Annotated in this window: 12 protein-coding genes; 8 read left to right on the top strand and 4 right to left on the bottom strand. The window is 33.5% G+C overall.

Annotated features, from left to right (window positions below; translation table 11 throughout):
* Positions 1 to 41: 41 nt before the first annotated feature.
* Entirely contained in the window at positions 42 to 2,555 is a 2,514-nt protein-coding gene (locus ACXGSQ_RS00645) for a DUF5686 and carboxypeptidase-like regulatory domain-containing protein (protein WP_458627735.1), read from the bottom strand.
* Between the two features lie 88 nt (positions 2,556 to 2,643).
* The gene (locus ACXGSQ_RS00640) at positions 2,644 to 3,621 is read right to left on the bottom strand and encodes a pyruvate dehydrogenase complex E1 component subunit beta (RefSeq protein ID WP_458627734.1); all 978 of its coding nucleotides are present in this window, start codon (positions 3,619 to 3,621) and stop codon (positions 2,644 to 2,646) included.
* A 317-nt stretch (positions 3,622 to 3,938) separates the two neighbouring features.
* On the opposite strand from ACXGSQ_RS00640, the gene ACXGSQ_RS00635 reads away from it, so the two are divergent.
* The 6 genes from ACXGSQ_RS00635 (at position 3,939) to ACXGSQ_RS00610 (ending at position 9,735) form a co-directional block, all read left to right on the top strand.
* The gene (locus ACXGSQ_RS00635; protein ID WP_458627733.1) at positions 3,939 to 4,685 is read left to right on the top strand and encodes an electron transfer flavoprotein subunit beta/FixA family protein; all 747 of its coding nucleotides are present in this window, start codon (positions 3,939 to 3,941) and stop codon (positions 4,683 to 4,685) included.
* A gap of 129 nt (positions 4,686 to 4,814) precedes the next feature.
* The gene (locus ACXGSQ_RS00630; RefSeq protein ID WP_458627732.1) at positions 4,815 to 5,777 is read left to right on the top strand and encodes an electron transfer flavoprotein subunit alpha/FixB family protein; all 963 of its coding nucleotides are present in this window, start codon (positions 4,815 to 4,817) and stop codon (positions 5,775 to 5,777) included.
* 185 nt (positions 5,778 to 5,962) lie between these two features.
* Complete coding sequence (locus tag ACXGSQ_RS00625; protein ID WP_458627731.1) at positions 5,963 to 6,580, top strand: bifunctional nuclease family protein; 618 nt, start codon at positions 5,963 to 5,965, stop codon at positions 6,578 to 6,580.
* Positions 6,581 to 6,596: 16 nt separating this feature from the next.
* The gene (locus ACXGSQ_RS00620; RefSeq protein ID WP_458627730.1) at positions 6,597 to 8,318 is read left to right on the top strand and encodes a NupC/NupG family nucleoside CNT transporter; all 1,722 of its coding nucleotides are present in this window, start codon (positions 6,597 to 6,599) and stop codon (positions 8,316 to 8,318) included.
* A 168-nt stretch (positions 8,319 to 8,486) separates the two neighbouring features.
* Positions 8,487 to 9,311 (top strand): thymidylate synthase, encoded by an 825-nt coding sequence (locus ACXGSQ_RS00615; RefSeq protein ID WP_458627729.1) that lies wholly within the window; start codon positions 8,487 to 8,489, stop codon positions 9,309 to 9,311.
* A 10-nt stretch (positions 9,312 to 9,321) separates the two neighbouring features.
* Positions 9,322 to 9,735 carry an energy transducer TonB gene (locus ACXGSQ_RS00610; protein ID WP_458627728.1) on the top strand — a complete coding sequence of 138 codons (414 nt, stop codon included), beginning with the start codon at positions 9,322 to 9,324 and terminating at the stop codon, positions 9,733 to 9,735.
* A 57-nt stretch (positions 9,736 to 9,792) separates the two neighbouring features.
* Here ACXGSQ_RS00610 and ACXGSQ_RS00605 read toward each other — a convergent pair whose 3' ends face one another.
* Positions 9,793 to 10,095 carry an isoamylase early set domain-containing protein gene (locus ACXGSQ_RS00605; protein WP_458627727.1) on the bottom strand — a complete coding sequence of 101 codons (303 nt, stop codon included), beginning with the start codon at positions 10,093 to 10,095 and terminating at the stop codon, positions 9,793 to 9,795.
* 294 nt (positions 10,096 to 10,389) lie between these two features.
* On the opposite strand from ACXGSQ_RS00605, the gene ACXGSQ_RS00600 reads away from it, so the two are divergent.
* Together ACXGSQ_RS00600 and ACXGSQ_RS00595 are read left to right on the top strand one after the other, a co-directional pair.
* Positions 10,390 to 10,839, top strand: a complete 450-nt coding sequence (locus tag ACXGSQ_RS00600; protein WP_458627726.1) for a 2TM domain-containing protein — start codon at positions 10,390 to 10,392, stop codon at positions 10,837 to 10,839.
* Positions 10,840 to 10,841: 2 nt separating this feature from the next.
* Positions 10,842 to 11,324, top strand: a complete 483-nt coding sequence (locus ACXGSQ_RS00595; protein WP_458629299.1) for a dihydrofolate reductase — start codon at positions 10,842 to 10,844, stop codon at positions 11,322 to 11,324.
* Between the two features lie 122 nt (positions 11,325 to 11,446).
* Here ACXGSQ_RS00595 and metK read toward each other — a convergent pair whose 3' ends face one another.
* Positions 11,447 to 12,700, bottom strand: coding sequence for a methionine adenosyltransferase (gene metK / locus ACXGSQ_RS00590; RefSeq protein WP_458627725.1), 1,254 nt, complete (start codon positions 12,698 to 12,700; stop codon positions 11,447 to 11,449).
* Positions 12,701 to 12,968: the final 268 nt, after the last annotated feature.

Raw genomic sequence — 12,968 nt, 5'->3', positions numbered from 1 at the left:
TTCTAAAAAAAAAGGATTTACAAAACGTAAATCCTTTTTTTTTAGAAATAAAACCCAAAACTACCTGTAATACCAAAAGGTCTAGCATTGGGTTGGTCTAAGTAATTACCTCTAAAGTTGAAATCGAGACGTAATACTTTAAAAATATTGGCCACACCAACACTGTATTCGTAATACATGCGTGTGTCTGGAGCATCTAATAAGAATTCAGCAGGGTTTATGCCAGTGTTACTTAGGGCTCTGTTTTCATCAGATAATTCCCCCCAAACACCTCTTAAGCCCAAAATAGCTCTAAGGTTGTACTTTTTTAAGAACGGAATACGAGAAAAAATACGACCATTAAAATTGTGCTCTAAATGTACTGAGCTATAAGTGTCAGTTACAAATTCGTAATAATCTAATTGTGTAAACGTGTTATAAATTGAGAAATAGGATTGGTTACCAGGAACAACACTCAACAATCCTAAAGGGACTTCTCCAAATGTTTTACCTAATTCTACAGAAGTAACTAACCTTCCGAAACCGCCAACTTGCCATGGTTGGATATATGAAAACTGAACTTTGGTATAGTCAAAATCACTATCAAACCAATTGCGATCTCCACGGCTTACTTGTGCGAAAAGGCTAGCGAAATTATCATTTTTATTTTTACGTTCTACTCCAAAACCTGTCATTTGACGTTTTGGGAAATAGCCTAAAGATAGCCGCGATTCAAATTGTTTAATTTCAGATGAAACACCAGATAATGATTCTGGATCAACATAATCTAAACTAAATGTTGGTGATGCTGAACTTATGGTACGGAAACTGCCATCTACACGTATTTCAAAATTACGAGCAGGCTCAATAGAGGCACCAAAATTGGTTAGATTAATATTTGAAAGCTTATCATTTGTACCTGTACCAATTACGGCTGAAGAAGCTAAACTACGGCCTAATACATCCGAAGAACTTGTTAAACTCGCTCCAATTTGTTCTACATCACGTCTGTTTCCACCAAAAATGGTAAATCGACTGCGTTTGTCTAATAACCACTTTCCCGATATGCCATATTTGAATTTGTCGTCCTTAAAACCGTAAGCTAAAAAACCTTCAATACGCCATAAATCGTTAGGGCCAAAGTAGGTTCGTCCTCCTGTTCTTAATCTAACACCTTCAACTTCGTTATAACCAAAAGTTGAAAAAATTGGACCATAATCTAAATTCACACTTGGGAATTCAATATAGCCCGAGGCCAGTATGCTTCCTAAGTTATATAATCGCTTAAATTTCTTAACCGTTTTAAGTGTATCTAACATTTTGTACACTCCTTTTTCGTCTTTACTTAAGTCTTCGAGTCTATTGGTTTGCCAGAAGTCATCCGCTCTGTTATATACGTCTTCATTATAGTTATAAACTACCTTGTCATAAAACTTAGGGTCTTTCGGCTGGTTGAATTTGTAATTGTCATAGATGGTTGTTCGTTTTCCATATACACCTCGAGACATTTCTTTTTTATTCATGGCGAAGTCCGAAAGGAAATAGTCGCGTTTAATAAGAAAGACAGAATCATTTAATACTTCAAACTCTTGTTCAATATAGATTTCTTTCACCCAATTGATATTGGCACTTTTAGACGCTTGAAGGTTAATTTCTTTTATCGCAAAGGTTGAATCATTCACCCAAAAATCACCTTTAAAGGTTAATTCGTTTTTTCGTCTTGGGTAATAAATAATATTATAGCACCATTTGTTATCTATAAAAGCACTATCGGATAATACGTAATTGTAGGTTTGAACTCCAGTTCTACTTAGTGGGCTAACAAAGCTTTTATCGAAGAATTTTAAATAATTGTCATAGACGTTATACTCAGAGTAGAGGTCGTCTATAAAATCGATAATGACTTGGTTATTACTAAAGCCTGAGTTTTTATTCCCCTTTAATTCTTCATGATTTTTCTTAAGAATATTATCTCCTGATATTTTCTTTACAGATTCGTTTAAGAAAATAGGTAAATAAGTTTTTCCTGTAACTTTTGAAGTATCTACCTCATTAAAAACAAACTCCATACCTTTAAAGAGTTTACTTTTTACTAAAGCACTATCAATAGTATTTAGATCAAATTCTACTTTTTCGTATTGGTCGTATTCGTATTGTTTAAATTGATTTAAACCATTTTGACGTTTGCGTTCCCAGATTTTTTTAAGAATTCTAATCGCGGGGTTTTCTGAGGCTTTTTTAGATTGTTTACCAGTGACAATAAGGACTTCATCTAAAGAAGAGGCTTCCTCTTTAAGGATGAATTTTAAGTCGTAGTTAACGCGTTTGGTTAAGGGAATCTCTAGGATTTCAAAACCGATAAAAGAAACAATTAAGTTATCCCAATTGTTATCGGATTCTAAGTAGAACTTACCGTCTTCATTAGTAATTGTGCCTTCTGTAGAGCCTTTAAATAATACATTAGCAAAAGGAACAGGGACATTGTTTTCATCAAAAACATGTCCACTAACTTTGGTCTGAGCCAAAGCAGAAAAAAAGCCGAGTGCAAGAAATGGGATAAGTAGTTTTAGTTTCATATTAAAAAAAATAAACTTCATCAATAACCGTGCTAAACATAAGTTAGAGGGTTACAAATGAAGTTTATTAAACGCAAATATTTGCAATTTATTTATATAGTACTTTTTTTACTGCTTTAACAACATCATTACTGTTTGGTAACCATTCTGCTAATAATACAGGGGAATATGGAGCAGGTGTATCTGCTGTATTTATTTTAATGATTGGTGCATCTAAATAATCAAACGCTTCAGATTGCACTAAATATGTAATTTCGGTAGCAACATTTCCAAAAGGCCAGGCTTCTTCTAATACTACAAGGCGATTGGTTTTCTTAACAGATTTTAAAATAGCGTCTCTATCCATTGGACGAACAGTTCTTAAATCTATAATTTCACAAGAAATACCTTCTTTTTCTAATTCGTCTGCAGCTTTATAAGCTTCTTTTATGATTTTACCAAAAGATACAATAGTAACATCTGTTCCTTCACGTTTCACATCTGCAACACCAATAGGTATTACGTATTCTCCTTCTGGCACTTCGCCTTTATCGCCGTACATTTGCTCACTTTCCATAAAAATTACCGGATCGTCATCTCTAATGGCAGCTTTTAATAAACCTTTAGCGTCATATGGGTTTGAAGGAACAATAACTTTTAATCCTGGAGTATTGGCAAACCAACTCTCAAAAGCCTGAGAGTGTGTTGCTGCTAATTGGCCAGCAGATGCTGTTGGTCCTCTAAATACTATAGGGCATTTAAATTGTCCACCTGACATTTGTCTGATTTTGGCGGCATTATTTATAATTTGATCAATTCCAACCAATGAGAAGTTAAACGTCATGTATTCTACGATAGGACGATTTCCGGTCATTGTAGAGCCAATGGCTATACCAGCAAAACCAAGTTCTGCAATCGGTGTATCTATGACACGTTTTGCGCCAAATTCGTCTAACATACCTTTAGATGCTTTATACGCACCATTGTATTCTGCTACTTCTTCACCCATAAGATAAACGCTTTCATCTCTGCGCATTTCTTCACTCATGGCTTCACATATAGCTTCTCTAAATTGAATTGTCTTCATTGCATTGTTTTTAGTCGAAGAGCAAAAATAATAATTCTAGACTATATAATGCCATTAAATTTAATGTGAAAGTATAAAAAAAATAGTAGTGGATTGTTTTTTCGAATTTAAATGATTTTTTAATGAGGAGTTTAAATTATATAATTATTAAATTGTAATAGAATGAGCAAAAAATCTTTAAATTTTTAAAAAATTGATAGTTTAATCTAAAAATATTGAATTTTTGAAAAAACATACTATGCATGCATAGTAAAATTCAAATTATTATTTTTATCTTCGTACTCAAGAAAAAAGACGTTTAAATAAATCATTTTTATATGAAAATATTAGTATGTATTAGTCATGTACCTGATACAACATCAAAGATTAATTTTACAGATGGTGATACAAAGTTTGATACCAATGGTGTTCAATATGTTATCAATCCTAATGACGAATTTGGTTTAACACGGGCCATGTGGTTTAAAGAAAAACAAGGAGCAAGTGTCGATGTTGTTAATGTTGGTGGCCCAGAAACGGAACCCACGTTAAGAAAAGCATTAGCAATAGGTGCCGATGCTGCAATTAGAGTAAATACACCGGCAACAGATGGTTATGCTGTGGCAAAACAACTGGCTAAAGTTGTTACTGATGGTGCTTACGATTTGGTAATTGCAGGAAGAGAATCTATAGATTATAATGGAGCAATGGTTCCTGGGATGTTGGCAGGTATCACTGGTGCTAACTTTGTATCCAACTGTATTAGTTTAGAAGTTGATGGGACTAGTGTTAAAGCTGTTAGAGAAATCGATGGAGGTAAGGAAACAGTTAGTACAGCTTTACCTCTAGTTATTGGAGGGCAAAAAGGATTGGTAGAAGAAAGTGATCTTCGTATTCCTAATATGAGAGGTATAATGATGGCACGTAAGAAGCCTTTAACGGTTGTAGAGCCAATAGAAGCTAATGCTGAAACTAAAGCTATAAGTTTTGAAAAACCAGAACCTAAAGGAGCTGTAAAATTAGTTGATGCTGATAATTTAGACGAATTAGTAAACTTACTTCATAACGAAGCTAAAGTAATTTAGTGAAGCTAAATTATTCCGAACGATTACACTCAGCGCAGTTGAAGTGTTGTTTCGGAATCTCATGATGTTAAAGGAAATAGTAATAAGTTCCTGAATCAAGTTCAGGATAAATTTTATAAATAAAATTTTATGTCAATTCTAGTATATACAGAATCCGAAAACGGAAAGTTTAAAAAAGCGGCTTTGGAAGTCGTGTCTTATGCTAAGGCTGTTGCAGACCAAATGGGAACTTCAGTAACTGCAGTGGCTGTTAACGCAGATAACGCAGAAACGTTGGGCAATTATGGGGCTTCTAAAGTTCTTTTAGTAAAAGATGAATCCTTAAATTCATTTAATGCTAAAACATATGCAGCCGTTATAGAAGGTGCTGCAAAAAACGAAGGAGCAAAAGTGGTCGTAGTTAGTGCCAGTGCAAACAGTAAATATTTAGCACCATTACTTGCTGTAGGTTTAGAAGCTGGTTATGTTTCTAATGTTGTAGCAGTACCATCTAGTGTCTCTCCATTTACAGTAAAACATTCAGCGTTTACAAATAAAGCATTTGCAAATACTGAGATAACTACAGATGTGAAAATTGTTGGTTTATCTAATAATTCATTTGGTTTAGTTGAGACGGAAGGTAGTGCTACTGTAGAAGATTTTTCACCATCAATTCCAGAATCAGGTGTTAAAGTTGAGTCTGTAGATAAAGCTACTGATAAAGTAAGTATTGCTGATGCCGAAATTGTAGTTTCAGGAGGTAGAGGATTAAAAGGTCCTGAAAATTGGGGTATGGTTGAAGAACTAGCAGAAGTGTTAGGTGCTGCAACAGCATGTTCTAAGCCTGTATCAGATTTAGGTTGGAGACCACATAGCGAGCACGTTGGCCAAACAGGAAAACCTGTAGCATCTAACTTATATATTGCTATTGGTATTTCTGGAGCTATTCAGCATTTAGCAGGTATTAACTCTTCAAAAGTAAAAGTGGTAATTAATACCGACCCTGAGGCACCTTTCTTTAAGGCTGCAGATTACGGAGTTGTAGGTGATGCATTTGAAGTGGTACCAAAATTAATTGAAAAATTAAAAGCTTTTAAAGCTGCAAACGCATAATTTTATTATCTTGTAATATTCAATGCCAATTCATAAAAATACGATGCGGTATTAATAAGGACTGTTTAAATTTAGATTCCGTTTATTTACTTGAGTTTTATCGAAAGTATAAAGGAAATTAACCAAATCTGCACAATGCAGTTGGTAAAGTCCAAATTTAAACAGTTCTTTGTGTTTTATAAATTATGAGTTTAGTTCGTTTAAATATCAAAGGCATCTCTTACAGTCAAACCCAGAATGGTGCTTACGCTTTAATACTTAATGAAGTCGATGGTGATCGGAAGTTACCAATAGTTATTGGTGCTTTTGAAGCGCAATCTATTGCCATTGCTTTAGAAAAAGAAATTAGACCTCCGCGTCCGCTTACACATGATTTATTTAAAAACTTTGCCGACCGATTTGATATTGTTGTTAAGCAAGTCATTATTCATAAGTTGGTTGATGGTGTGTTTTATTCAAGTTTAATTTGCGAACGCGATAAAATTGAAGAAATCATAGATGCCAGAACGAGCGATGCAATTGCGTTGGCTCTACGTTTTCAGGCACCAATTTTTACTTACAAAAATATTTTAGATAAAGCAGGAATCTATCTTAAAGTCAATCCTAAAAAGGAAGACGATGAAGAGCAAGATAGTATTCTTGTTGATGACCTTATTGTTGAAGAAATTGAATCTGCATCTGCAGAACAAGAAGGTTATAAAAATAAATCTCTCGAAGAACTTAATAATCTCTTAGAACAGGCGGTTAATAATGAAGATTATGAAATGGCTGCCAAAATAAGAGACGAAATTTCTAAACGCTAACTAACACTTATTACATATGAATCAGTTTTTCAAGGCTTTTCTGGCTATTTTCTTAGGGCTTTCGTCAATAACAGCACAAGAACTTGAAAACACATGGGAGTCTACAGACTCAGAAAGTATGTATACGACTTTGGAGTTTAACAATGGAGAATTCAATTTTTCTTCTAATACTGTTGATGACTTACAAGGGGATTATATGTACCAAAATAGCTTGCTGGTATTGTATAAAAACGATTCGTTAAATACTATTGAAAGGTATAAAATCAGTGAACTTACAGATTCTACTTTAGTCTTTTCAGGAAAAGAGATGCAGTTTAATTTTGTGTCTACTAAAGAAAAAGAAGTAGAGGCTATTGTAACACCTAGTGTAATTACAAACAACATTATACCAAACCAAGGGTTTTCTTTTAACAGTTTGTGGAGAGGAATTCTAGGGATGGTAACTCTGATTTTTATTGCGTTTTTATTTAGTAGTAATCGCAGAGCTATCAATTGGAAAACAGTAGGTATTGGATTATTATTTCAATTAATTATAGCTATTGGTGTTTTAAAAATAGATTTTGTAAAAACGGCTTTTGAATTTATAGGACAAGGGTTTATTGCTATCCTAGGATTTACGCAAGCAGGTAGTGAATTTCTATTTGGAGGGATGTTAGACATTAATTCCTTCGGTTTTATTTTTGCTTTTCAAGTTTTACCAACCATTATATTCTTCTCAGCGTTAACATCGGTATTGTTCTATTTAGGATTGATTCAGAAAGTTGTAAAAGGGATGGGATGGTTGTTATCTAAAGTTTTAGGGATTTCTGGCCCAGAAAGCTTAAGTGTTGCAGGTAATATTTTTTTAGGTCAGACCGAAGCGCCATTACTTATTAAGGCGTATTTAGAGAAAATGAATAAGTCTGAAATTCTCCTCGTTATGATTGGTGGAATGGCAACGGTAGCAGGTGCTGTATTAGCGGCTTACATTGGCTTTTTAGGCGGTGAAGATGAAGCTTTACAATTGTTTTATGCCAAGCATTTATTAGCTGCGTCGGTTATGGCTGCACCAGGAGCTATTGTGATTTCAAAAATATTATTTCCTCAAACGGAAGAGGTGAATACAGATGTTGCTGTCTCTCAAGAAAAAATTGGTTCTAATATTTTAGAAGCTATTGCCAACGGAACAACAGAAGGACTAAGATTAGCGGTTAATGTAGGAGCCATGCTATTAGTGTTCGTTGCCTTTATTGCTATGATAAATGGAATTCTTGGTGGTATTGCCGGTTTTGATGGATTAACAGTTGAATTCTTAAATATAGATTGGCATTTTACATCTTTAAATGAAATTATAGAAGCTAATACTCCATATAAAAGTTTATCCTTAGAATTTCTTTTGGGTTACTTATTTGCACCGTTAATGTGGTTAATTGGTGTAGCATCTGAAGATATGGCACTTATGGGACAATTGCTCGGCATTAAGTTAGCAGCAAGTGAGTTTATAGGTTATATTCAATTGGCTGATTTGAAAAATGCTGCAAATGCAACACACCTCACTTATGAGAAGTCTATTATTATGGCTACTTATATGCTTTGTGGGTTTGCAAATTTCGCTTCTATAGGTATTCAAATTGGAGGCATAGGGTCTTTAGCACCTGGACAACGTACACAATTGTCTAAATTTGGAATGAAAGCTTTAATAGGAGGAACGATTGCTTCTTTAATATCTGCAACGATTGCAGGTATGATTATTGGATAGACTAACTAAAAAAAAATAGGAGATTATAAAATACTTAAAGCATCAGATATTAAATTTGATGCTTTTTCTTTATTTTCGCTATAAGTGATGCTGAGTTTTTTTTCGGTGTTTCTTCCCAGAATATTTCAAGTTTAATTTAAAGAGATTCCCACTTGCGTGGGAAATATTATGAAACAATACCACGACTTAGTAAAGCACGTTTTAGCAGAAGGTAATGATAAAGGAGACCGTACCGGTACTGGAACAACAAGTGTTTTTGGTTACCAAATGCGCTTTGATTTAAGCGAAGGTTTTCCAATGGTTACAACCAAAAAACTACATTTAAAATCTATTATATACGAATTACTTTGGTTCTTAAAAGGGGATACTAATATTAAATATCTCACCGATAATGGAGTGAGAATTTGGAATGAATGGGCTGATGAACATGGGGATTTAGGACCTGTTTATGGCCATCAATGGAGAAATTGGGCAAGTGAAGAAATAGACCAAATTAAAGAGGTTATAACAACTTTAAAAAATAATCCCAACAGTAGAAGAATGTTGGTTTCAGCTTGGAACCCTTCAGTTTTACCAGATACGTCTAAATCCTTTTCAGAGAATGTGGCTAATGGTAAGGCAGCTTTACCACCATGTCATGCCTTTTTTCAGTTTTATGTAGCAGATGGGAAATTGTCTTGTCAGCTTTACCAACGTAGTGCAGATATCTTTTTGGGTGTGCCTTTCAATATTGGATCTTACGCTTTGTTTACAATGATGATGGCTCAGGTTTGTGGCTATGAAGCAGGAGATTTTATTCACACGTTTGGTGATGCACATATTTACAATAACCATAAGGAACAGCTAGAATTACAATTGTCTAGAGATATTAGACCATTGCCTAAAATGATTTTAAACCCTGAAATTAAAGATATTTTCGACTTTAAATTTGAAGATTTTACATTGGTCGATTACAATCCGCATCCACACATTAAAGGTAAAGTTGCCGTTTAAATTTTTATCTATGAAATTATTTGTATTTGTTATGACCTTTATTTGTGGCTTATTTTTAAGTGCGCAAGAAGGAGAGAATAGTACCTATCCAGTTTTTAGAGGTTGTAATCAAGAATTAAGTTTTGAAGAGACTAAGAAATGTACTTCAGATAAAATTATAGATTATATTAAAGTGAGTTTTAACTATGAATTGGCAGATAAAGTCTTTCCAACAGATCTAACCACAAAATTCTATGTAGAATTCACCATTAATGAAAAAGGTAAAACAAAAGATATTAATGTAAAAGCACATCATAAAGCTATTGCTGTAGATGTGATTCAGTTGATAAAGCGTATGCCAAAATTTAAGGCACCAGGGACCATTGATGGGAAACCTATAGATACACGCTTTAATGCGCTAATGACCGTTCGGTTATTAGGATAAATGAAAAGCATCTCTAACTTAATCGAGACGTATTTTTATGTTTTTTATAGAAAAGTCCTATAGATTGATTACACAGTTTTTGTCGCCAGCAAATTCGTTATAAGCGTATCCATCAGCTTGCTCATCGTTAATGTATGATTTACCATCAACTAAGTATCTAAATTCATAAGAATTGTCACGTGCTAAATCAACTGTACCCTTAAAGGTTCCGTTTTTTAGTTTCTTTAATTCAGTAGCGTTTTTAGTATTCCACGCGTTAAAACTACCAACGACAGCCACGCTTTGAGCATCTTCTGCAGGAACAGAAAATGTTACTTTACAAACGGGCTTACTTTTTAAATACTGTTTTTTAATTGCCATAATCGTATAAAATATAATTTATTTATAGATACAAAAGTATAAAAGAAAACCCCAAATAATATCTATTAAATGTCTAAAAACTAAATAATTATCGATTTCGTATTATCCTATTTGCTTTTTGTTTAAGAATGTAATTTTTGCACATTTATATTATTGGATTAATAAATTAAATGTTATTGCTTGGTCTCTGATAATCAACGATATCGTTTTCGGGAGTTTAGAGGTATGAAACTCCTTAAATCTTTATTTCAATTTAGTAAAAAACAAGTATCTTTAACTTATTAAATTACGATTATGTTTGGTAAGAAAAAACAAGTTTCAGCTATAGATAAAGATCAATTAGAATTGATAGAAAATGCACAAAAACGTATCAAGCAAAAGAAGCGATTATATGTTCATTTTGTTATCTTTTTAATTGGTGCAGTCTTTTTAATTTTGGCAAATACAGTTTTAGGAATTGGTAAGAATTTTAAAATAGCTGGTGTTGATTGGTTTGTGTATGCTATAATTGTATGGTTCTTTTTATTTATTTACCATTTTGTCAGCGTTTTTATTACTCATAAGTTTATGGGTAAGGATTGGGAAAAACAACAACTTGAAAAGTTAGTTAATTTGCAACAAACTCGTATTGATAAACTCAAGCAGAATTTTATTAAAGAAGAAACTAAAATAGCACAAACACAAGCCTATACGAAAGCTAAAGAAAGTTCTGAAATTTTGAAAAAAAAAAGACATCTGAATTAACCATAATTGTTGCTGAAGGTGAGGATAATGCTATTGGTAAGGATAATGACTTAATTTGGCATTTAAGTGATGACCTAAAACATTTTAAAGCGCTTACTAACGGACATCATATTATTATGGGTAGAAAAACATTTGAGAGTTTTCCTAAACCACTTCCTAATAGAACACACATTGTTATAACTAGACAAGAAGATTATAAAGCTCCACTTGGAGTTATTGTTGTTAATTCTTTAGAAGATGCTTTAGATGCCGCGAGAAAAGACAAGCAGCCTTTTATTATTGGTGGTGGTGAAATCTATAGACAAGCCATGCCTTTAGTTGATAAACTTGAAATTACACGGGTCCATGCTACATTTGAAAATGCAGATACCTTCTTTCCTCAAATTGATGAAACAAAATGGCAAGAAGTGAGTCGGACAAAACATGAAGCTGATGAAAAGCATGCGTATGCATTTTCGTTTATAACCTATGTGAGAATGAGATAGCAAGGGCTATATAGAAAGCCTTTAGTTGTTTTTTTTAAATCTAATTAAAAAGAAAAGCCCCTGACTTAAAACTAAGTTAGGGGCTTTTTTATAAATTAAGGTTAAAATCCGTTTTGTTCAGTTTAGATATTAAATGCTGCTTTAACTTGGTCAACATAGTCTAGTTTCTCCCATGTAAATAACTCTACATCTAAAGAAATTGGTGCTCCATTAGGCTGTTCAAAGGTTTTGTTTACAACTTCATGTTGTCTTCCCATATGGCCATAAGCAGCTGTTTCACTATACATTGGTTGACGCAGTTTTAATCGTTCTTCAATAGCCGCTGGTCGCATATCAAAAAGTTGTTCAACTTGTTTCGCAATTTCTCCGTCTGTTAAATTAAAAGGACAAGTTCCGTAAGTATCAATAAAAATACCCATTGGTTTTGCAACTCCAATAGCATAAGATACTTGTACTAATATTTGGTCGCATAAACCTGCAGCCACTAAATTTTTAGCAATATGTCTTGTGGCATAAGCAGCACTGCGGTCCACTTTACTTGGATCTTTCCCCGAAAAAGCACCACCACCATGTGCTCCTTTTCCTCCGTAAGTATCTACAATAATTTTACGACCTGTTAAGCCAGTATCACCATGAGGACCACCAATTACAAACTTACCTGTTGGATTAATGTGATATTTAATATCATCATTAAATAACAATTGAATATGCTCAGGTAATTTAGCAATAACTCTAGGCATTAAAATGTCAACGATATCCTTTCTAATTTTAGCCAACATTTTTTCTTCAGCATCAAAATCATCATGCTGTGTAGACACAACTATGGCTTCAATACGTTGTGGTGTATTATCATCACTATATTCTATTGTTACCTGACTTTTAGAATCGGGTCTTAAATAAGTAATGTCTTTATTCTCGCGACGCAATTCGGCTAGTTCCTTTAATATTCTGTGTGATAAATCTAAAGCCAAAGGCATATAGTTATCCGTTTCGTTGGTCGCATAACCAAACATCATACCTTGGTCACCCGCTCCTTGTTCTTCTTTTGTAGCTCTGTCTACTCCTCGGTTAATATCATCAGACTGTTCGTGTATTGCAGAGAAAACTCCACAAGAATTACCGTCAAACATATAAGCACTTTTTGTGTAGCCTATTTTGTTAATGGTATCTCTTGCAATTTTTTGCACATCGAGATAAGTGTTTGATTTTACTTCGCCAGCAAGTACAACTTGTCCTGTAGTGACTAAGGTTTCGCAAGCGACTTTAGATTCTGGGTCAAAAGCTAAAAAATTATCGATTAGTGCATCACTAATTTGATCTGCTACTTTGTCTGGGTGGCCTTCAGAAACACTCTCTGAAGTAAATAAATATGGCATAATTCCTATGTTTAGGTTATTTACGGAAAAACATGAGATTACAAGGTCGCTAGAGAAGTACAAAACTTACTGCTTTAGCATTTTTTTTATTCTGAATTGAATTTCTTTCAGAATAAGAGGTTGCAATCAGACAAATTTTTCCTCTTAAAATTTATGCTACAAAAGTATATAAATTATATGGAATGCAATTTTAATTTACTTTTTTTATGACTTTATTTGGTTTTTGAAATTTTTAGAAATACTATTTAATCTTCAAGATATATAAAAA

The sequence above is a fragment of the Winogradskyella sp. PC D3.3 genome, assembly GCF_054366245.1.
Note: the sequence above shows the minus strand (reverse complement) of the source record. Positions and strands in the feature narration are given on the sequence as shown.